The sequence below is a fragment of the Helicobacter cynogastricus genome, assembly GCF_900197855.1.
GTDB classification, from domain to species: domain Bacteria; phylum Campylobacterota; class Campylobacteria; order Campylobacterales; family Helicobacteraceae; genus Helicobacter; species Helicobacter cynogastricus.
Genome location: NZ_FZMQ01000004.1, coordinates 18,419 through 38,909, shown reverse-complemented (window position 1 = coordinate 38,909; position 20,491 = coordinate 18,419). Strand labels below are relative to the sequence as shown.

At 41.4% G+C, this 20,491-nt stretch carries 19 protein-coding genes; 4 read left to right on the top strand and 15 right to left on the bottom strand.

From position 1 onward, the window contains the following. Nucleotides 1–248: 248 nt before the first annotated feature. The 6 genes from C6H00_RS00495 to C6H00_RS00470 form a co-directional block, all read right to left on the bottom strand. Nucleotides 249–1,346, bottom strand: coding sequence for an ABC transporter permease (locus C6H00_RS00495; protein WP_104749104.1), 1,098 nt, complete (start codon nt 1,344–1,346; stop codon nt 249–251). After that, nucleotides 1,331–2,398, bottom strand: a complete 1,068-nt coding sequence (locus C6H00_RS00490; protein ID WP_104749103.1) for an ABC transporter permease — start codon at nt 2,396–2,398, stop codon at nt 1,331–1,333. The genes C6H00_RS00495 and C6H00_RS00490 overlap by 16 nt, the downstream gene beginning before the upstream one ends. Beyond that, nucleotides 2,398–3,384 (bottom strand): HlyD family secretion protein, encoded by a 987-nt coding sequence (locus C6H00_RS00485; protein ID WP_104749102.1) that lies wholly within the window; start codon nt 3,382–3,384, stop codon nt 2,398–2,400. Before C6H00_RS00485 ends, C6H00_RS00490 begins: the two co-directional genes overlap by 1 nt. Nucleotides 3,385–3,391: 7 nt before the next feature. After that, entirely contained in the window at nt 3,392–4,816 is a 1,425-nt protein-coding gene (locus tag C6H00_RS00480; RefSeq protein WP_407645514.1) for a TolC family protein, read from the bottom strand. Nucleotides 4,817–4,846: 30 nt separating this feature from the next. Further along, complete coding sequence (locus C6H00_RS00475) at nt 4,847–6,136, bottom strand: hemolysin family protein (protein ID WP_104749100.1); 1,290 nt, start codon at nt 6,134–6,136, stop codon at nt 4,847–4,849. Nucleotides 6,137–6,197: 61 nt separating this feature from the next. After that, nucleotides 6,198–7,811: an inorganic phosphate transporter gene (locus C6H00_RS00470; protein ID WP_104749099.1), complete on the bottom strand. Its 1,614-nt coding sequence runs from the start codon at nt 7,809–7,811 to the stop codon at nt 6,198–6,200. Nucleotides 7,812–7,863: 52 nt separating this feature from the next. On the opposite strand from C6H00_RS00470, the gene C6H00_RS00465 reads away from it, so the two are divergent. Both C6H00_RS00465 and pseC read left to right on the top strand, forming a co-directional pair. Beyond that, entirely contained in the window at nt 7,864–8,403 is a 540-nt protein-coding gene (locus C6H00_RS00465; protein ID WP_104749098.1) for a phosphorylase family protein, read from the top strand. A gap of 275 nt (nt 8,404–8,678) precedes the next feature. Then, nucleotides 8,679–9,803, top strand: coding sequence for a UDP-4-amino-4,6-dideoxy-N-acetyl-beta-L-altrosamine transaminase (gene pseC, locus C6H00_RS00460; protein ID WP_104749097.1), 1,125 nt, complete (start codon nt 8,679–8,681; stop codon nt 9,801–9,803). On the opposite strand, the gene C6H00_RS00455 is transcribed toward pseC, so the two are convergent. After that, the gene (locus C6H00_RS00455; RefSeq protein WP_104749096.1) at nt 9,800–11,503 is read right to left on the bottom strand and encodes a BspA family leucine-rich repeat surface protein; all 1,704 of its coding nucleotides are present in this window, start codon (nt 11,501–11,503) and stop codon (nt 9,800–9,802) included. The two genes, pseC and C6H00_RS00455, sit on opposite strands and share 4 nt — an antisense overlap. Nucleotides 11,504–12,006: 503 nt before the next feature. Here C6H00_RS00455 and C6H00_RS00450 point away from each other — a divergent pair. Next, nucleotides 12,007–12,681, top strand: a complete 675-nt coding sequence (locus tag C6H00_RS00450; RefSeq protein ID WP_233704344.1) for an outer membrane protein — start codon at nt 12,007–12,009, stop codon at nt 12,679–12,681. 88 nt (nt 12,682–12,769) lie between these two features. Beyond that, complete coding sequence (locus tag C6H00_RS00445; RefSeq protein WP_104749094.1) at nt 12,770–13,621, top strand: outer membrane protein; 852 nt, start codon at nt 12,770–12,772, stop codon at nt 13,619–13,621. Here C6H00_RS00445 and C6H00_RS00440 read toward each other — a convergent pair. The 8 genes from C6H00_RS00440 to recG form a co-directional block, all read right to left on the bottom strand. Next, the gene (locus C6H00_RS00440; protein WP_104749093.1) at nt 13,611–14,162 is read right to left on the bottom strand and encodes a hypothetical protein; all 552 of its coding nucleotides are present in this window, start codon (nt 14,160–14,162) and stop codon (nt 13,611–13,613) included. The genes C6H00_RS00445 and C6H00_RS00440 overlap by 11 nt on opposite strands. Beyond that, nucleotides 14,152–14,757, bottom strand: coding sequence for a hypothetical protein (locus C6H00_RS00435; RefSeq protein WP_199769129.1), 606 nt, complete (start codon nt 14,755–14,757; stop codon nt 14,152–14,154). Before C6H00_RS00435 ends, C6H00_RS00440 begins: the two co-directional genes overlap by 11 nt. 106 nt (nt 14,758–14,863) lie before the next feature. Then, complete coding sequence (locus tag C6H00_RS00430; protein ID WP_104749092.1) at nt 14,864–15,058, bottom strand: DUF4006 family protein; 195 nt, start codon at nt 15,056–15,058, stop codon at nt 14,864–14,866. Next, nucleotides 15,058–15,921 carry a cytochrome-c oxidase, cbb3-type subunit III gene (gene ccoP, locus C6H00_RS00425; RefSeq protein ID WP_104749091.1) on the bottom strand — a complete coding sequence of 288 codons (864 nt, stop codon included), beginning with the start codon at nt 15,919–15,921 and terminating at the stop codon, nt 15,058–15,060. Before ccoP ends, C6H00_RS00430 begins: the two co-directional genes overlap by 1 nt. Then, complete coding sequence (locus C6H00_RS00420; RefSeq protein ID WP_104749090.1) at nt 15,922–16,131, bottom strand: cytochrome c oxidase, cbb3-type, CcoQ subunit; 210 nt, start codon at nt 16,129–16,131, stop codon at nt 15,922–15,924. It abuts the gene before it with no gap. A gap of 2 nt (nt 16,132–16,133) precedes the next feature. Beyond that, nucleotides 16,134–16,877: a cytochrome-c oxidase, cbb3-type subunit II gene (gene ccoO, locus C6H00_RS00415; protein ID WP_104749089.1), complete on the bottom strand. Its 744-nt coding sequence runs from the start codon at nt 16,875–16,877 to the stop codon at nt 16,134–16,136. 9 nt (nt 16,878–16,886) lie between these two features. Further along, a complete protein-coding gene (ccoN, locus tag C6H00_RS00410; RefSeq protein WP_104749229.1) occupies nt 16,887–18,389 on the bottom strand; it encodes a cytochrome-c oxidase, cbb3-type subunit I in 1,503 nt (500 codons plus the stop codon). A 95-nt stretch (nt 18,390–18,484) separates the two neighbouring features. Beyond that, on the bottom strand, nt 18,485–20,362 hold the full coding sequence (gene recG, locus C6H00_RS00405; RefSeq protein WP_104749088.1) for an ATP-dependent DNA helicase RecG: 1,878 nt from the start codon (nt 20,360–20,362) through the stop codon (nt 18,485–18,487). Nucleotides 20,363–20,491: the final 129 nt, after the last annotated feature.

The window sequence follows — 20,491 nt, the reverse complement described above, 5'->3', positions numbered from 1 at the left end:
ATACATAACCAACATTAAACCATTTAGTGTTGTTTAAGATTAGGAAGCTCCCTAAAAATAGAATAGATAGTTAGGGTGAGGGTATCTGGAGCTTTGTAACTTTGCTTAAAATTCTGTGTTGAATCTAAGAAATTTCCCTAAAATTAGTTTGCATGTACTCCATGGTTATGGATTTGATACATAAGAATGCCATCAAAACGATGAAATGATCTAGTAGCGATTCTTCAATATCTTTTAAGCCAAGTTTGCTAGGCATATTTCCTAGAGAGTCGCCACGCCCCTAAGAGAGAACTGCCAATTAAGATTCCTGCCAAGGCCATTAAGTGGGGTAAAGTTGCTACTAAAGATGCGCCTAATTGATTGAGCATAACCATCGCAGAAATGCCGTGATAGGCCGGTACAATCTCTAGTAGAATACGCAAGGAAGTCGGTAAAAGCTCTAAGGGCCAAATAAAGCCGACCATAAAAATCAGGGGCAAAGAGGAGATCAAGATGATCTGAGTAACATAAACAGGTCTACTTACACAAGTACCTAAGATTACACCACAACTAGCCGTTGCCATCAAGAAGAGAAGGGCTATCCCCAAAAGGGCAGTGGGAGGGGCATGAATATGGATACCATAGTAGGGAAAAAACACACCAAAGTACAGAAAAACGAAGAAAAAATAAAAAATGCTAAAGCACATGACACGCGCAAAAATAGCATAGATAGCATCTAAAAAAGACGCGTAGGTTCGCTTTTGTGCACAGGTGAGCAAACCTGCACCCATCAGCAAAGTTTGGTGCAAAATAAAGATAAAGACATTGGCTAAAGCGTAGTTGAGGTAACCTATGGAAGGGTTATAAAGAGGAATGGTTTTTAAAATGAAAAGATTATGATCGCGGCGAATTTCCATTAAGTGGCTTTTGTAAGTCTTGATTTCATTACTGAGCGCATCGCTGACATCTACAACCGCATTGGCAATTGCTCCATAGATGAGAAAGTAGTTTGCATTAGCATAGAGTTCAATCTGTGCTGGAGTGGAGGTGTACAAGGAGCGTTCAAAAAATTCAGGAATAAACACAATCCCATAAACTTTTTCTTCCTCTAAGAGTTTCTTAGCGTCTTGCAAAGAATGGCTAAAAGTCTTGATTGACACCCCCGGAGTGCTTTCTAGCATGCGGATAAATTTTCTTGAGAGGGTGCTGTGATCCGTGTCTACTACAGCCACGCTCTGCTTTGTTACAATATCGTTTTTGTAAGGGAGGGGGTAGAGAAGGGCGTAGAAAAGTGGGCCTATAAAAATAATGAAACGCACCCCCGCATTTCCTAATATCGCTTTAAATTCTTCTAAAAAGGTGTGCACGCTTTTCTCGCTTTTAAATAGGCGACTCCCAGTCCTAATGGCAAAAAGAGTAAAAAGAAAGGGAGTTTGAGCAGATACTCTTTAGCTAGTATAAGTCCATCGCTGTAGTGCCCTAGCGCAATAAAAATCTTAATAAAATAACTTACAGGCAATAGAGAACCCCAAAAAGCCCCAAGTGTGGACATGTTGGAAGCAGGGTAAGTTACTCCCACGAAGGCTAGGGAAGGAGCAGTGTAAGCTGCTAGAGCTGAAGCGACCTTGATAGGATCGCCCAAAATAGCGTATAAACTCAATGCCACGCTAGAAATGCCCAGTACCATCAATACTATTCCAGCAAGCAACAGACCTAAATGAGTGTAATGGGGCTGTAAAGAGCCTAACATCAAAATTCCCCAAAGACTAAAAATCGCCGTGTTGCAAGCAAATGCACCTAAGATTTCTTTAAAATTACGACTCTTTTCTAAGAGATTGAGCATGCCCACAGCCGCAAGAATTTGCCACATACATGGCAGAATCACCCCCAATAGGAATTGCGCGTAATTGCTGTCTTCGTTGTAAAGAGGGTGGATTTTGGCATGCACGGGGAAAGCGAGTGCTTTAGCGATATTTAAATTACTCTGCACCGCCAAATTCATGATAACATCATTTTTAACATTGAGGGTCATGAGGGTTTGCAAAAAAGCACCAGAGATCGCCTTGCCTACCAGCACAAATTCAGCATTATAGTAGAGAGCAATCGGAGTTTTTACGCCTAGTTTAGTGCGCCGTTCCAAACCGCTAGGCAAAACTACCACCGCATAAACGACTTTACTAGCCAAATCTCCCTTTGCTTGGTTTAAAGAGGGATAAAAGTGTAAAATGCGCAAACGGCTATGAGCATTAAGTGCACTTTTGATCTCCAAGCTCAAATGGCTGTGATCTAAATCCACTATTCCGATATTGAGCTTGGTGGGAAGCTCTTTATAAAAAATCCCCACCACTAAAGCCCATAAAAATAAAGGCAAGCCAAAAAGTAAAACAAGGGTGAATTTATCCTGTCCTAGCTGTGGCATTAGGGATTGACCAAAACACTCATGCCCACCCGCAAACGGGACATTTCATTTAAAGGGGTTGCTTCAATGCCAAAAGAGCGCATGTCATAGCTCTTGCTCGCGCTTGTGCTTTTCCAAGTGGCAAAATCTCCCATTACGCTCACATAGGTAACTTTAAAATCTAAAGTTTGATCCAAAGCTGGCACATAGCCCTTAAACACAGAACCCACACTGAACTTTTTTAAATATTTTTCAGGTACGCTTAAATTAAGCCACGCATGCGCAGTGTCTGTAACCAAAACTACCGGGAAACCTTTAGGACTTAACTCACCTCCATAGAGAATTACATTGCTCACTTCGCCATCTATGGGGCTGTAGGCATTTTTGTCGCGCAAAAATACCTGTACTTCATTGAGTTGCCCTAGTGCTGCCTGCTCTTTTTCTTTAGCTGCAATTTTACTCTCATGACTGGCCCCCTCGCGCGCCAGCTGGTATTGTTGAAAAGCGGCTTCTTTGTTGTAGGTTGCGCTCTGAAAGGCGGCATAGGCCTCATCTCTTTTTTGCAGACTCGCTACGCCCTTATTATAGAGTTCTTGGACTCGCCTATAAGTTTCTTGTGCCAAATCACTTTGTGCTTTAGCAGCTCGATACATATCCCTTGCACCCTGAATACTTTGAGTGCGACTCCCCTTTAGTACTTCATCTCTTAAGGCTGCTGCTGCCTTGTGGCTAGAGCTGGCCTGCAAAAGTTTAGCTTCCGCTTCTGGACTGCTGATACTAAAAATAAGATCGCCTTTTTTTACAAAATCACCCTTTTTGACAACCACCTCTTCAATGCGTCCAGCAAGTTTAGAGCTCACGCTATATTCTCTAGCTTCGATAAAACCCTGCAATCGTTCTTCTTTGTGAGTATAAGCTTGGTAATAAAGAGTACCTAGCCATCCAAAAATCCCTAAACAAACTCCCGCGATAAGAATTAAAAGGCCCTTATTTGATGTCTTTGCCATGTTGATCCTAGTGTGCGTAATCGTAGAAGAGATCGATGTGATCCCCTAAAGCCATCAGATCCACAAGCGCGCTAATATATTTAAAGGCACTTGTTTTTTGTTCGATGAGCGCGCCAGAAAGAGCGTTGCGCGCATCGATTACTAGAGAATTTGTGCCAATCCCCTCCTTAAAAGCTTCTTCTTGAAGTTTTAGATTTTCTTTAGCTAGCTCAATGCTTGTATTAAGACTATTGTATTCGCGCAAAGCAGCTTGGCACTGCAAATAGGTTTTATGTACCAAAAGCTCCATGTCCTTTCTGGCCTGACTTTGAAGCGCGCTAGTTTGAAGCTCATCAATTTTAGCAGCTTGGTAATGTAAAATGCGCCCTGTAGGAGTTAAAATGGGCAGGCGTGCTCCCACACCCACAAACCACTCTGGAATCATGTTTGTTAAGGTGGAGTTATTTTGTTTCATCACATAAGCCCCAAAAAAGTTAAAATGAGGGAGGAATTTAGAAACTTGCAATTTGACCATCTCATGCGCACTCTGTTTTTTGATCGCTAAACTTTTGAGTACGGGGTAAGAACTTAGAGTTTCTTGAATAAAAAAATTGAGATTGGGCAAACTCTTAGGATGAATATTTAAATTAGCTACAGGACTGAAATGCGCACTAGAAGCGTCTTGTTTGGAAAGAATCGTATTAAATGCCAAACGGGCTATTTCTAGGGCATCTTTGGCCTGCATTGTTTTGATTCTACTTTTTTCATAGGCCACCGAGGCACTGAGTACTTCTATGCGTGCGATCTGTCCTGCCTTTTGGCGTTTAAGCGCGTTTTGGTAATGCTCTAAGTGTCCTTTTTCTACATCTTGCAGTACACTCAAGACCTCTCTGTCTAGCACCAAGCCGTAGTAGATTTTCACTAACTCTTGGAATGTGGAAAGCCGTTTTAAACGAGAAACCTCCATAGATTCCTTATGTGCTAAAGATGCGAGTTTGCTCATATAAAAACGCGCACCGCCCATATAAAGGGGATAAATAATACTTAAAGCCCCCAAAACCACATCTTGCTTTGAAAAGAGAAGGGGTTGGTTTAGTATCCCTAGTGCACTTCCCAAACCTCCTGCCAAAGCAGCTGTGTTTCCAAGTGCATTAAGCGGAGGTGTATTAAGAGTGGTGGCCAACCCTTTGCCTAGCCTTTGCAAATCAGCACGGGCGGTCTGACTAAGTAAATTTGGTTCAATGGGCTTATTTAAATGCACATAAAAGGCACTTAGATCAATTTGGGGCAAAAAGGAAAGTTTGGCTGCCGTGCTGAGTTTTTTAGCCTTTTTTTGTGCATAATCTTGTGCCTTAATCCCATCATAATTGTTCAAAACAATTCCCCAAGCCTCTTTGAGAGAAACCTTTGTGGATTCATTAATCTCAATAGGCGCACCCCAAAGCAACCCCATCGCATATAAAATTCCGACTAAATACCGCACTTACAGATTCTTCTTCATGAGTTTAAGTTTTTTAATGCGAGCTTTGTCCATGTCAAGCACCTCAAAGATACAATGCGCGTCTCCGACCACATCCCCCACTTCCGGTAAGCGCTCCAACAAGCTAAAGACATAGCCCCCCAAAGTAACCTGTTCATAATCAGGATCAAACTTGATTCTAAGTAATTCCGCCATATTTTCCAAATCCACCATTCCATCACACTCAAAAGTGTTTTCATCTAACCGCTTAATTCCCTCTTTGTTCAAGTCGTGCGCATCTGAAATATTACCCATGATCTCCTTAATAATGTCATCCATAGTCAGCAATCCGGAGGTTCCTCCGTATTCATCCACAACTAAAGCCGTATAGACCCGCTTGTTGTTCATTTTGAGCAAAATCTGAGAAATAGACGCGCTCTCTGGAACAATAAGCATCTCTTTAAGCAAATGCCTAAAATCCTGCGTGTCTTTTGAATCGAGCAAAGATGCCGAAAGTATGTCCTTAATATGAATCATCCCCAAAACATTATCTTTATTACCTTCACAACAGGGATAACGCGTAAAAGGGTTTCTGAGCATGGTTTGAATATTGTCTTTGTAGGCACACTTCAAATCAATGCATATCATGTCCTTTCTAGGAGTCATGACCTCTCTAGCACTGGTGTCAGAAAAATCCACCGCATTCTTAATAATCTCCTCCTCCACAAAATCGATCACTCCACCTTTAAGACTTTCGCCCACAATAATTTTTAGCTCCTCTTCAGAATGTGTACTATCGTGCTGGGACTCAATGCCAAAAATCTTGAGTACGATTTTAGCCAAAAAATCAAAAAGATTCACAATTGGATAGGAAATGAGCCAAAAAGCATGTAAGGGGCGCGCAATCCAAAGAACCACACTCTCCGATCGCACGATGGCTATGGATTTGGGCACAATTTCTCCTAAAATTACATGTAAAAGCGTGATAAAGCTAAAGGCAATCATCACACTAATACTATGTACGACAATGTATAAGCTCTCAAAATGAACCCACTTTCTTAAAAATAGTGTGATGAAATGCGCAATAGCTGGTTCGCCTAACCAACCTAAACCCAAAGATGCTAGCGTAATTCCTAGCTGCGTAGCACTTAAATAAGTGTTAAGAGAAGCGTTAATTTTGAGTGCTAAAGTGGCATTTTGATTGTTGTGCAAACTGAGCTCTTCAAGTTTAGAACGGCGCACCTTAACAATAGCAAATTCAGAAAGCACAAAGAAAGCGTTTAGCAAAACTAGTAGAAAAGCTAAAAAAAGCATTAATAGCGGTTCATATAACCCCAAGAGGATAACTCCTTAAAATGTGGAGTGTGGGCTCACTTCAAAGTCGCCCCACAATATCAAAGACATCGATGAGATAATACCCCAATGCTCCTAACAAGGTAGAAATAGGCACGGTTACCACCCAAGCTGTAATAATCCTTTTAATAACAGATCGTTTGACAAGCTCGCTTTTATAGGCTTTTTTGAGCGATTTTCGTTCTTTTTTACTTAGGCCTATGGAATACTCTAGGGTATTATTGTTCTTCTTGAGTGCTTTAAGGTAAACCAGCATCTCTTTTTTCTGTTGAGGGTTAGCCTTTTCAAAGCGTTCTAAGAAATTTTTAATTACACTGGCATCCTCGCCCGCATGGGCATCTAAAATCATCTGTTTCATCTCTAGGGTGCGTCTGTGTAAAATCTCGCGCAAAAAACCCACTCCAAAAACCGCCCCAATCGTAATATGGGTTGAGCTAACAGGTAAGCCTAATTTAGAGGCAAAAAGCACCGTGATCACCGTAGCCATAGCGATACAAAAAGCCTGCATTTTGTCCAGCTCTGTAATCTCACTTCCCACGGTTTTAATGAGTTTAGGCCCATAAAGACTTAAGCCCAAAGCAATGCCCATCCCTCCAATAAGCATGATCCAAATAGGCGCATAAGTGCTTGTAGGAATGGCATGTTGTCCCCATTGTTGTAAACTCTGCACAATGGCAGCTAGAGGTCCTACGGCATTAGCGACATCGTTAGCTCCGTGTGCAAAGCTTAATAACGCCGCACCAAAAATAAGCGGGTAAGTAAAAAGAGTGTGTATACTTTCTCTAGTATTTTCCAAATTAGGAAGTTTTTTAGACACATAGGATTTAAAGATTCCAAAAACAAGCACACCTACAAAAAAACTCAAAAGAACATCCTGCCATCCCTGCATGGAGAAAGGCAATTTTTGATTTAAAACCTTAGCAAACATATACCAAGTGAAAGCCATACCCATGACACCTACTAAAACAGGCATCACATGCAAGGCGGCTTGCTTTTTATCTTCTTTATCACTTAAGACATGCTTAATTCCTGCAAGCAAACCCATAGCAATACCTCCCCCCATTACCGGAGAGATGATCCAGCTTGCCACAATTCCCCCTAAAAAATGCCATTCTACAGCCCTCATACCTCCAGCCATCAAACCCGCGCCCAACACTCCGCCCACAATAGAGTGTGTGGTAGAAACGGGCGCACCAATAGCTGTAGCTAAATGTAGCCAAATAGCCCCAGAAAGCAAGGCTGAGAGCATCATGCCCACAAAAACAACGCCATCATGAACATGCATAGGATTAATAATTTTGCCCTTGATGCTTTGCACCACATCTGATCCGGCAAGTACTGCCCCTAAAACCTCACACAGAGCTGCCAATAAAATAGCCATGCTCAAGGTAATCGCTTGTGAACCGACTAAAGGTCCTACATTGTTGGCGACATCATTGGCTCCGATATTCATGGCCATATATCCCCCTACCACAGCTGCTAAAGCTAGCAGAGGAAGATGTGCATGCGCATGCCCTAGAATTAAAGACATGCCAGCAATACATACCACGAACACAATCGCCAAAGTGATCTTGACATTGTCTCTTTGGAGGTCTTTAAAGGCTTTTTTAAGTGGAGAAGCGTCTTTGGCTTTCATTATGGGCGCACTTTAGTATAAAATAGTCTAAGAACTGCTTAAAGGGACATTTATGTTTGTATGTGCGGGCAAAATGGAAAGTTTATCGGGAGCTAAAAGCATTGGTGTAGGACTGATTGAGAGCACAATTTGTCTAACTAGACTTTGCCTTTTAGAGAGACCTTCAGAGTTAATTTTTGTGGGCAGTGCGGGAGCGTATTCTAAACAAGTCCCCCTTTTGCACCTCTTCAAGAGCAAAGAGGCTTACCAAATTGAGCAAAGCTTTGCTAAAGCGCAAAGTTACACGCCCCTAGAAAATTACCTTGAGGTGCAGAGCGCGCTTTTTGAATCTAAAGACTTACCTAGTGCCAAACTCAATTCTAGTAACTACATCCACACCGATTCTAGCTTTGCTAAACAGATGTGTCATGCTGGTATCGATTTAGAAAATATGGAGTTTTTCGCGGTGCTCAGCGTGGCGCAAGCATTTAAAATTCCTAGTATGGGGGTTTTTTGTGTGAGCAACTATGTTGGACCACAGGCACATCAAGAATTTTTACAACATAACGCACAAGTTAGGCAAATCTTAGAAACTTGCATTAAAGAATTTTAGTTATACTGAGCATGGAAACTTGAGTTTCCGATATTTTTTAGAAAGGAGAACACTATGAACAATAGCAATAATAACAACAATAGTTGCAATACCAACCACGATAAATCTCACAATAAAAGTGGCGGTTGTGGTTGTGGTAAAAACAACTAAGATCGTTTTATTTTTCCCCGCGTATGCGGGGACTTTTTGTTTTTCACCCACTGGATTTAAAACTTTCTGCTTCCGGTAAATTTTTCAAATCACCTCTTTAATTATGATGTTTAAAAGGAAAGTCTGTGAATCCCTATAGCACTCAGTGTATCGATCAAGAAGACATAGAGGCTGTGGCGCGCGCCTTGCAAAGCACACATCTGACGCAGGGGTCTTTATTAACTGCTTTTGAAAGTGCATTAGCTAGCTACTTAGGGGTACAATATGTGATCGCTTGCAATAGCGCAACCTCAGCCCTATTTATGACTTATAAGGCCTTAGGGTTCTCCGATACATACGCTATCACCACACCCATCAGCTTTGTAGCCACTACTAATATGCTGTTGGCTTGTCAAGCGACCCCCGTATTTTGTGATATTGGCAAAGATGGCAACCTTGATCCTAGTTTGTTAGAAGAAACATACAATCTATGTCCCGATCGCCAAAAAATTAAGGCTGTCATTAGCGTAGATTATGGAGGTAAGAGTGTGGAAGTGGAATCCATTAAAGAGTTTTGTGCAAAGCACAAACTTTTTTTTATTTCAGATAGTTCTCATGCTTTAGGAGGGAGTTACAAGCAACAAAAGATAGGTTCTTTGGCTGATGCAACTATTTTCAGTCTGCACGCTATTAAGTCTATCACAACCGCTGAAGGAGGCTTAGTCGCCACAAATAGTCAATCCCTTTATGAACAACTCAAGTTACTTAGATCGCACGGGGTTAGGAATGAAGGTTTTAATGTGGAGGTTTTAGACTATGGCTATAATTTTAGGATGAACGAGCTTCAAAGTGCTTTGGGTTTGAGCCAACTCTCTAAACTCGATCGTTTTGTGGCTGTGCGTGAAGAAATTGCGGCCCTTTATGACAGCCTTTTAGAAAATAGCTCGTGTGCTACTTCTATTCATGCTAGTTTACCTTCCCACATCAAAAGTTCTAATCACCTCTACTCTGTCTTACTCAATCCTACTCTTTGGGACACTAAATCTGCACTCCTAGAGAGCTTATTGAAGGCACAAATTGGCGTGCAAGTACACTACAAACCCATACATACCTTTAAGCTCTATCAGGAACGCTTAGGAACAATACATTTGCCCCAAGCCCAAGATTTTTATAAGGCCACTCTCTCTTTGCCATGCCATCCAAAAATGACACGCGCCCTAGCCAAGCATACGATGGAAACTTTTTTGAATTTGTGTCAAACTCTAGGTTAAGTGCAGTTTAGATTATAGGTGGCAACAAAGGTTTTCATCCCACTTGCATGGAAAAACATGCACTGCGCATTTGCCTGATCAAGATGCCACCTACTTAAATCTTGATTAAAACTTTGAGCATAGGCAAACATCTTGTACATGTTGGTAACTTTTTGGATATTCCAATTAGAAATATCCTGATTAAAACTTTTAGCGTAAAAAAACATTTTTTGCATGTCAGTTACATGACTCACATTCCAAGTATTGAGAGGTTGGTTAAACACAAAAGCCCCATAAAAAAGATAGGACATATTACTAACATGACTGACATTCCAAGAGCCGATAGGTTGATTAAATGCGGTGGCGTATTTAAACATGCCCTGTAGATTGGTCGCACTCATAGGTTTCCATGCGGTAATATTGCCATTAAAGTGGTAAGTGAGGCTGAACATGTAGCTCATATTCTGAATGTGGCTCACATCCCAATCATTTAAAGATTGATTGAAGTCTCGAGAACCATAAAACATGAAGCTGCTGTCTTGCACATGTTGCATTTCCCACGCATCCAAGGGTTGGTTGAAGGTGGTAAAGGCAAATGCTGCTTTCATATTGATAACACTGCTTGTATCCCAGTTATTGAGCGAGACTTCCACTTTACGCCCCATAAACATTGCTTCCATATTTTTAACATGACTCACATCCCAAGTCTCAATCCCCTCCAAATTTGTGCGATTTTCTAAGGTGCTACAATGGTTATAAAATTCCAAAATTTGGTTATATTCGCTATCTCGTGTTGCCCACAAAGAACCATTTTTAATAGGAAGTTGTTTTAGGCGCGTGTAAATACTTTCCTTGTCGCAGAAAAGATAGCTCATGTCCTCAATAAGACCCGTATTAATACTTTCTAGGGGGATTGTAGGGTCTTTTAAAAGGGCGATGAGCTCTTGTTTATTTTTGGGATAGTGGAGGAATTTTAAAAGATTAGGAGGTGTATTTTGAGAGAGAGATGGAAGAGGTTTAACTTTTGTACCCAAAAACATACCCTGTGTTTGGGCATTTTCTAAATCTTTCCACATGCGGACATTCTGTTTAAACTGCGTGGCATTGGCAAACATGTAGCTAAATTTTTGAGGGGTGGTATTGTTGCGCTGCCAACGATTCCAGCGGTTAAGAGGTTGGTTGAAACTTTTGGCTTGATAAAACATGTAGCTAAAATCCACACCCCTAGAAGTGTTCCAAGAGTTTAAGGGTTGGTTAAAGCTAGTGGCATTGGCAAACATGTAGCTAAAATCCACACCCCTAGAAGTGTTCCAAGAGTTTAAGGGTTGGTTAAAGCTAGTGGCATTGGCAAACATGTAGCTAAAATTTTTGACATGGCTAGTGTTCCAGCGTTTCAGGGAGCGATTAAAGCGCACTTGATTCATAAACATACCCTCCATATTTTCCACATGGCTCACATCCCAAGTTTCAATCCCAGAAAAATTTTCTCGATAAGGAGTGCAGATTCCTTTCTTTTCTAAGGGTGCTCGTAAGCAAAATAGATAACTCATGTCTTTGATATAGCGAGTGTTGATCTTAGAAAGAGAGATTTTCGGATTTTTTAAAAGTTCCCTAAGGTGCGCTTTAGTCCTAGGTACAAAAACATGACGATCCAAACCAAAAAGAGCGTACGGAAGCAACACCAAACACGCCAGACCGAAACTTTTTAAAGTAAAAAACATGCAACCCCCAAAAGGCGCAATATTAATTAGTCCATTCTAACATAGAATAACTTAGAATACTAAATTAATGTTTATATTCAGTATTACAAAATAAAATAAAATTTTTTTTTAGACTTTAGCAAGTATTAAGTAATATGATAATATTATCAATTAATAATAATTGAGCAAGGATTCCGCACATGGATAACCATGAGACTGAGATTTTTAGCAATTTCTACAGGCCTTGTTTGCTATGGATGCAAAGCATAGCACTAGGCGCATTGACACTTAATTCTTTAGGGGCTGTGGGAATCAGAGGTTTTGGAGATACACCTCTTACAGGTATTCCTAGCGGAAGTAGCGGAGGTGATCAGCTTCTTGAAGATGCCAAAAAAATGCAAGAGCTTGAACACCATGACCATGAGGAGGAGCATGAGCATGGACATGAACAAGCACAAAAAAAAACCGCAAAACAGCCCACAGCGGTAGTTGCTAAAAAAGCCCCCGCCAAGAAAGATGCTTGGATTGGGGAACACTCGAGTTTTTTTGCAGGCTTCAATTATCAAGCTAGCTCGATTGCCAATATGATACACTATGCTAGCTCTAGTGGGGTTGTCAACCCCACTATGCAATTTCCTCCTTTGATGGGTGCAGGGGTTTCCATCGGGTATAAGCAACTCTTTGGTAAAAAACACAATATCGGTGTGCGTTATTTTGGCTTTTTTGACTATAACCATAGTCGTTTTGGTGTGCTTAGATCGAGCGACAATCCTTTTGCATTTGGAAACACTACTTTTACAGAAAAAGATAGCTATGCCGGGCAATACTATGCTAATCTTTATACCTATGGTGTTGGGATAGACATGCTCTATAACTTTTACACCAACAAGCGTTTTATTTTTGGTATGGCGTTAGGGATTCAGTTTGCAGGGGATAGTTGGGCGAGCTCCATTCAAAAAGACCTTCGAAGTTATGCGAGTACGCATAAAAATTCTAGCTATAGCCCCGCTAACTTCCAGTTTCTTGTTAATTTTGCTCTTCGGGCACAATTTGCTAAACATAATGGGGTAGAATTAGGTATCAAAGTACCCACTATCACGCATCGCTATTTTAGTCTTACCAATGCGCAGGGGGAAACTCTAAGCGCAGATGTGCGCCGTTTATATGCATTTCAAATTAGTTATTTGCGCGACTTCTAAAGTTTAATTTTTTAAACTAAAAATTAGCAACGATTGGCCGATTTAGTAAAAATTTATTTAATTTAAATCTAAATAAAAAGGATTAAGCATGCGCACTAAATCGCCAATTGCTCTTTTTTTGACTTCTCTTTTGGGGGCTGCAGATGGAAGTGGAATTTTCATCGGAGGTGGCTACCAACAAGGTAAGGCGCAGTTGCGTATGCAAGATGGAGGCCAAACAACCGAAGTTGAGGCTCCTATGAAGGGTTTTGGATTACAGCTTGGCTATCAGTTTTTCATGGGTAGATTTATAGGCATAAAAGCCTATGGTTTTTTTGACTACGCCCATACCTCTGGTATCCAATTCAGTCGTCAGAATACGGCTAGTCCCGACCCAATTAAATGTGATTTTCAAGGTGGAAGCCCATTCACTTTTGCTACTATTCCCGGCTTTCCCGCAGGTGTGCCTAAGAATATTCCCGGTATTCCTCAGGTAGGAGGTGGTATCCCATCTGTTCCCACCCCTAAATTTAACATGCCTAATTGTCAGATTAATGTTATGGGAATTTTGCAGCAACTTGTCGGTAGCAACAAACCTGTTGAACCCAACATGCTCACCTATGGCGGTGGAGTGGATTTAATCTTTAATATCATTAATAATCAGGCGATTGCCTTAGGGGTATTTGGGGGTGTGCAACTTGCAGGCAATTCTTGGCTTTTGGCGACACCCGATTTTAAAGACCTTGCTCTGACTTATGTAGGGCTCAATAAAAAACCTACGGCTTTTCAATATCTATTGAACGTTGGAGGCAGGTTGCGTATTCTAAAACATAGCAGTATAGAGGGAGGGATCAAATTCCCTATGCTCAAAAACAACCCTTTCCTAAGAACTAAAAATGAAGGAACGCTATATATCAGGAGACTCTATTCTTGGTATATCAACTACACCTTTACTTTTTAGCGCGCGCGTAAACGGGCTGAATGAGGGGAATGTAACCCTTGTCAAAGCCTACTCTAACTAGAATTTTGTAGTTCCCCTCCCTAGGGAGGTTGAAGGGATTGAGTGTGCAAACGATCTCTTTAGGATCTTCTAAACATTTAGGTTGCTCAAGGGGGCGTGCTTTTGCCATGTCTACCAGTATCACAGAAACATTCAAAGGTGGGGTAGTCTCTTGAAGTTTTGCAAAGACAAGTCGCATTTTGTTGGCTCTAAGATGTAGATGTAAAAGAGGGGTACTAGAGTTGAGATAATAGGGAAATGGAGGGGTGAGACTCTGATCTGTGCTTTGTAGAGTGAGATTGTAATTTTGTAGAAAAGCGCGGTAATGGGCAATCATAGTGTTAATGTGCGCATCCGTATAAGTGTGCTGACTTAAATAAGAATTGTCGCTTTTAGGTGTGTACTTGATGGCCACCACTACTAGCGCGCTTACCAATAATACCCCCAGAAGCAACACGCTTAAAATACCCAAAGGCCAGTAATTTTTTTCTTTAGTCTCCATGTCTTTTGACTCCAAAAAAATACCCATAGAAAAACAGAGCTAAAAGGGTACAGAGCAATACATAAAGCGTGGTTTTTACCCAACTATTCGCGCGCTCTTCCTGAATATTGTTTTCTAGGTGTATATGATACTTCTGTGCAAGCGCATCGGCCATATAGGTGTAACCATTGAGCAATGCAAAAGAAAAACGAGCATTGTTTTTAGCCATGTCATCCTCCCACTTTCTAGGTAAAAAAGGAGCGATGCGTTCAAAGAAAATCTCGTCTATATCAATTAAATCTGCGGGCTTAGATACGATGGCAATTTTTTTAGCCTGATAATAGGCAAAAAGAGCCACATAGGGTGCAGATAAATCTTGTAGGCGTGTGTGTTGATAAGACAAGCGTTCTTGTTTTGTCTGCAATCGATCCCCTCCTAAAAAAACCACCAAGCGCACCCCAGACTTTTTTAAGAGTTCGTCAGAAACACGCTCTATCAAGGACGCACTTTTAGACACAAGATGCTGATCGCGATTATCCTGCACGAAACTCTCTTGGGCTTTTAGACAACTTAAGGCGCAAAGAAGCGCAAAAAGAATGCGCCTGCCTCTAGGCATCAGACAGCAAAAAGAAAACTTGGTTTTAAGAAATAGAGCACCACGGTAATAATAAATAAAGCGAACAAAAACAAGCCGAGCAGTTTTTCCATCCCTGTAAACATATTTATTCCTTAACTTGGTAGAATTGGTGATTTTTTTCAAACATCTCAATTTTATCAGCATTGAGGTGGTAAGGGTGTGTGGCCTCTACCTGTTGGATTTTAACAGCCTGAAAACCAAAGAAGCCTACAACACCCAAGAGGATGAGAACCACTATTAAACAACCCAAGATTCCATTTAAACCAAACAAACCATTCATTACTCTTCTCCTTGCAAGGATTGAATATAGTGTGCTAGCGCACTCACTTGTATATCATTGAAGTGTCTATAGGCGAAGCTGGGCATCTCTCCAATATGTCCTTTTTTGCCCTTGTCTAAAATCTCCTTTAAAAAGGTTTGAGTGCCATAATGAGTCAGGTCGGCTGCCATACCCCCCTGTCCCTTGCCACCAACGCCATGACAGGCTACACAGGTGTTAGCAAAAATAGTGGCACCTTTTTGGATAAGTTGGGGATTTTTTGTATGTTTTAAATCAGAAATTTTGGCCATTACAAAACTGGCCACAGCCTTAGCGTCTTCAGCAGACATCTCAAGAGGAGGCATCTCTCCTGCTTGATAGCCTAAGCCCACAGAACCCTGTGCAATGACTTCCATAATTCCCTCCTCCTTGCCCCATTTGACCAAATTCCTAGCCGTATTGTCCAAACCTGTTGCTTCTAATCCGTGACACTGCGAACATTGAACCAAGAAAATCCCTTGTCCCATTTGCTCAAGGTCTTTTTTACTAAGATTTTTCCAGCGAGTTTCAAAATTCTCATTGTAGTGAGCAACTTCTTTATTATACTCGCCAATCTGAGAGTAGCTAAATACTGGGTAACCAAGAAAAATATACCACACACCCCAAGTAATAGCCACTAAAAAACTCACAACCCAACCTGTAGGAATGTTATTGAGAAACTCACCAATGCCATCAAACTTATGTCCATTGTTGTAAAGTACGCCCTCATTGGTTTTCTCACGCATCGCCTTAAATAAAGAAGAGCTGATGCTCAAAGTTACGACCAAAATCACAAGAGCTGCAACCAGTGCGAACGAGTTAATATGATCTTTTAGGATGTCCATTTAGCCTCTTTTGTGTTGGAATAGGGAGGAACGCGGTTCAATGGGCGTATCGTGTAACTCATCTTGCAATGCCAACTGGCTATAGCGTTCGTAATCAGTAATGCCCTTTTTGTCCTTGATATACATGCTTACAATGTAGGCATAAAGAAAAATGGTAAAAAGGATCGTAAAAAAGGCATAGGCAAACCCTCTAATCACATCTAAATCCATATTCACTCCTTGTTAGCATTAGCAGGTGTTGAAGCAGAAGAGGCTAAACCTGCATGTGCCCCAGCAAAATCAATTCTAGCCTGACCTAAGCTATTAAGATAGGCAATCAGAGCTACGATTTCCTTGACTTTTCCCTCTTTAAGTGCCGCGGCAATTTGAGGGTTTTGCATGTTGTCAACAATGGCTTTAGCCTCGGCTAAAAAACGCGCCTTAGCTTCTTTGACATCTCCTAACTTAACTCCGTTAGGTGCATCATAGGGCACGCCAAAGACTTTTTTCTCTGTATAGGCTTCAGCATAAGCCGTTTCAAAATCGCTATCTTTTTTGAAGAGATGTTTATATGCAGGCATGATACTTCCGGGTACAACACTTGTTGGATCAAACATATGTTTTTCATGCCATGCAGTGGTGCGTACATCACCCACACGATGTAAATCAGGGCCAATCCTCCTAGACCCCCACAAAAAGGGGCGATCATAGGCGTACTCTCCACTTAAACTATAAGCTCCATAGCGTTGCACTTCTGCTTGGAAAGGACGAATGAGCTGAGAATGGCAATTGTAACATCCCTCTTGAATGTAAACTTGGCGACCTGCTGTCTCTAAAACGCTGTAGGGTTTGAGTCCCTCAATGGGGCGCGCTGATTTGAAAAAGTTAGGCAGAATTTCTACGATCCCCGCAATCGCAAAAGCAACTACGAATGCTAAAGTAAAGAAAAAAGGGTTTTTTTCTAAAAAACTAAACATGAGGTCTCCTTAATGCGAGCTACAGCCGTGCATGGGGGTGGCGTAAGCAGACTCTTTTTCAAGCACGCGTCCTTTTTGGATAGTCATCAACACATTATATAGGAAGATGAAAAAGCCTACAAGATAGAGACTGCCTCCAATTCCACGAATGACATAGTAAGGGATAAGCACCCGCACAGTATCAATAAACTGGTAGACCAAATTGCCATACTGATCCACATCGCGCCACATCATTCCTTGCGTGATACCTGCTACCCACATTGAGGAGAAGTAAAGCACAATCCCCAAAGTCATCAACCAAAACTGAATATCCATCAATTTGGCGCAGTAAATTTCTCTTTTGAAAACACGGGGCACCATGTGGTAAACCGCAGCAATGAGGGAGAAACCTACCCAACCTAGCACACCATCATGCACATGTCCAATAATCCAATCGGTGAAGTGAGCTAGCGCATTCACTGAACGGATCGCTTGGATAGAGCCTTCTAGGGTAGAGAGCATGTAAAAGGTGCTAGCTAAAACCAAGAATTTGATAAGAGGAGATTCCTTGAGTTGATGCCACTGCCCCCGCAAGGTCAAAAGCATGTTGATCGCTGTCCCCCATGAGGGCAAGATCAAAATCACAGAAAAAACAGAAGAGAGGGTTTGTACCCAATCAGGAACGGTGGAATAGATCAAGTGGTGTCCGCCTGCCCAAATGTAGACAAACATGAGACTCCAAAAGGAGAAAAGAGTCAATTTGTAGGAAAAAATAGGCTGTCCGCTTTCCTTGGGCAAAAAATAATAAATTGTACCAATCACGCCACTTGTAAAAACAAAGGCTACAGCATTATGCCCCCACCACCACTGCACTAAAGCATCATTGCTACCCGCATAAAGAGAAATAGAATGCCAAAGACTTCCCATATTGGCAACAAAATAAGTTGGGATGGAAAGATTATTAAAAATGTAAAGCACAGCAATACCCACATAGGTGGCAATGTAATACCACAAAGAAACATAAATGGTATTTTCACGGCGCACACCCATGCTCCCAAACATGCTAATTCCCCAAAGCACCCACACGATCACGACCAAAATATCCAAAGGCCAAGCCAATTCGGCGTATTCCTTACTCTGCGTAATGCCTGCAAACAGACTCAAAACACCCAACACAAGAGCAACAATCCAAAGCCAAAAATGCAAGTAGCCCACAGCTCTTAAGAAAGGATGATCGTGGTAGGTAATTTTTAGGACTCTTTGTCCAATATAATACCAACTTGCCCAAATGCCTCCTAAAGTGAAACCATAGATTACCCCATTAGTATGCAAGGGGCGTAAACGCCCAAAGATGCCATATTCACCCAAAATATAATTCAACTTTGGAAAGGCCAATTGAAAAGCCAAAATAACGCCAATCACCATGCCAACGACACCAAAGGCGATCATAGCGATAATGAAAAGGCGGGCGATGGAGTAATCGTACTCAGCTACGCGACCCACTTCAGTGGGTTTGGCATAGCTCCCTTGCATGCTAATATCCATATATGCTCCTCAATAAACTAGAGTTTGAAAAGTTAAGTATAGCACAATAGACATGGATAATACAATAGTCTTTAGGTTCATATCTAAAATAAAATGCTCGCTTGTGCGATCACATCTTGATCGGTGGCTAAATCCAAATAATCAAAATGCGCCCCGCTCTGTTGTGTACCTTGCAGAAGGTCGCCTGCACTCCGGTGCTTAAGGTCTAAATTGGCGATTTCAAACCCATCTAGGGTTTGACTAAAAGCGCGCAAGCGAGTGTCGTGAATATGATGAGTGAATAGAAAACAATACCCTTTTCCTCCAAGTCTTGCCACACGACCTCTAAGCTGGTGCAGAGTGGCCAGCCCCAAGCGTTCAGGCCCAACAATGACAATGGTTGAGAGCTTAGGTAAACTAATCCCCACTTCAATGAGGGTTGTAGCTAGCAGAATATGTCCTTCTTTGGCAAAACTTTCTAAGATTTCCTCTTTGTTAGCATCTTTACCACTTGCGGTATACACACCCTCAAAATGTGTCTTCCAATAGTTTTCTGCTTGTCTAAGAGACATATAATCTTGCCGCACACTCTCTTCAACAAGAGGGTAAATAATAGCGACCTGTTTACTAGAATTGATCTGAGCGTGGATGTGGCGCAAGAGAGCTTGAAAATGAGTCTTGTCAATAAGAATTGTAGCAATATCCTTTGCATAGGGCTTATTCTTAATCAAGGTTGTTTTAATAAACTTCGCCTCCATCATGGCTAAAGTGCGTGGGATAGGTGTGGCTGAAAACTGCAAATAATGCGGGCTACAGACCAAACCCCCTATTTCTGAGCGCGCATAGAGTTCCAAATCATGGCGTTGCTTGCTTCCAAAGCGGTGTTGCTCATCGCTGATCACAAGCCCCACTTCTTTTGTATCCAATGAGGCATATAGTAAGGTAGTGGTGCCAACAATAAAAGTGCTTTGATTCACCTCTTCTCTAATTTTCTTAGATGTGTTGCCTCCCAAGAGAAGAGATACCTTAATATAGGGGGGGAGAAATTTCAGAGCTTCTTGATAGAGTTGTTTGGCTAGTACACTCGTAGGAGCCATCAAAAGACTTTTATAAGGGAAGGTCAAAGCCACGCTAGCTAGAATGACGATTGTTTTGCCACATCCCACATCACCCATAATGAGTCTTTTTGTCGCCATTTCGCCTTGCATATCTGTTTGGATGTTTGCAATGGCTTTTTGTTGATCTGAGGTGAGAGTAAAGGGTAGGGCTGTAAGAAAATTCTGCAGGGTTTCTAAGTTAGCATGTCCGCTAAATTTGCTTTGAAACCTCCACTTCTTAGTGTTCAAGGCACGCATATAAACAAAAGCTTCTATATACTTGAGTGCTTGTAGATAAATTCCAAAAAATCCCTTATGCGCTTTGAATTGCTCTACGAATTCCAAAGTGGGGTAAAAAATCCTCTCTAACGCATCTATGATTTTGGCAGGGATACCTATTTGTGTCAGTTTAGCAAGACTATTAGCATGGATCACACTTAGACAAAACGCTTGATAATTCTTAGTTTTTTGCTCTTTGAAGGCGGGGATTTGCCGTGCATTTGGTTTAAAATGTAAGGCGATACTTTGAGGTTGATCGATTCTTGTAGGATTAACAATTTGGAGGTTCTTAGAATAGGGATTTACGCTGATTTTGCCATAGACAAAATAGCGAGATTGTGAAAAAGCCTTGCTATGGTAAGGGGTATAGTTAAAACAAATGAGATCAATCTCTTGATTAAAGGCAAGAGCTAAGGCTTTGATTTTAAGAATTTTGCCCGCATGAGTGCCAAGTTTACGCACTTCTAGGCAACCCTCTTGACCAATTTGAAGTGTTTCTAATAAAGTGTAAGCGGTGTAACCTTTAGGCGGTTGGAGGAGAAGCTGCAAAAAATCAGATAGGGGCAAACTAAGATTTAAATCTGTTTCCTCAATTATTTTTGGCACACCACATCCATTTAAGTTTTCATGTTATTATAGCCCAAAAAGGAGATCCATGGCCGGCTTGCTTCAATATTGCGCCTTTGCCGTGTTGTGCGTATTACTGTTGGGAGCTTGTAAGGATACGGCCAAGTC

Coding starts and splice junctions, on each gene's coding strand:
- C6H00_RS00440 (WP_104749093.1), bottom strand. CDS start 14,162: ATGGAGACTAAAGAAAAAAATTACTGGCCTTTGGGTATTTTAAGCGTG.
- C6H00_RS00435 (WP_199769129.1), bottom strand. CDS start 14,757: ATGCCTAGAGGCAGGCGCATTCTTTTTGCGCTTCTTTGCGCCTTAAGT.
- C6H00_RS00490 (WP_104749103.1), bottom strand. CDS start 2,398: ATGCCACAGCTAGGACAGGATAAATTCACCCTTGTTTTACTTTTTGGC.
- C6H00_RS00455 (WP_104749096.1), bottom strand. CDS start 11,503: ATGTTTTTTACTTTAAAAAGTTTCGGTCTGGCGTGTTTGGTGTTGCTT.
- C6H00_RS00480 (WP_407645514.1), bottom strand. CDS start 4,816: ATGGGGTTGCTTTGGGGTGCGCCTATTGAGATTAATGAATCCACAAAG.
- C6H00_RS00465 (WP_104749098.1), top strand. CDS start 7,864: ATGTTTGTATGTGCGGGCAAAATGGAAAGTTTATCGGGAGCTAAAAGC.
- ccoP (WP_104749091.1), bottom strand. CDS start 15,921: ATGGACATCCTAAAAGATCATATTAACTCGTTCGCACTGGTTGCAGCT.
- C6H00_RS00485 (WP_104749102.1), bottom strand. CDS start 3,384: ATGGCAAAGACATCAAATAAGGGCCTTTTAATTCTTATCGCGGGAGTT.
- C6H00_RS00430 (WP_104749092.1), bottom strand. CDS start 15,058: ATGAATGGTTTGTTTGGTTTAAATGGAATCTTGGGTTGTTTAATAGTG.
- C6H00_RS00445 (WP_104749094.1), top strand. CDS start 12,770: ATGCGCACTAAATCGCCAATTGCTCTTTTTTTGACTTCTCTTTTGGGG.
- C6H00_RS00420 (WP_104749090.1), bottom strand. CDS start 16,131: ATGGATTTAGATGTGATTAGAGGGTTTGCCTATGCCTTTTTTACGATC.
- C6H00_RS00475 (WP_104749100.1), bottom strand. CDS start 6,136: ATGCTTTTTTTAGCTTTTCTACTAGTTTTGCTAAACGCTTTCTTTGTG.
- ccoN (WP_104749229.1), bottom strand. CDS start 18,389: ATGCAAGGGAGCTATGCCAAACCCACTGAAGTGGGTCGCGTAGCTGAG.
- C6H00_RS00470 (WP_104749099.1), bottom strand. CDS start 7,811: ATGAAAGCCAAAGACGCTTCTCCACTTAAAAAAGCCTTTAAAGACCTC.
- ccoO (WP_104749089.1), bottom strand. CDS start 16,877: ATGTTTAGTTTTTTAGAAAAAAACCCTTTTTTCTTTACTTTAGCATTC.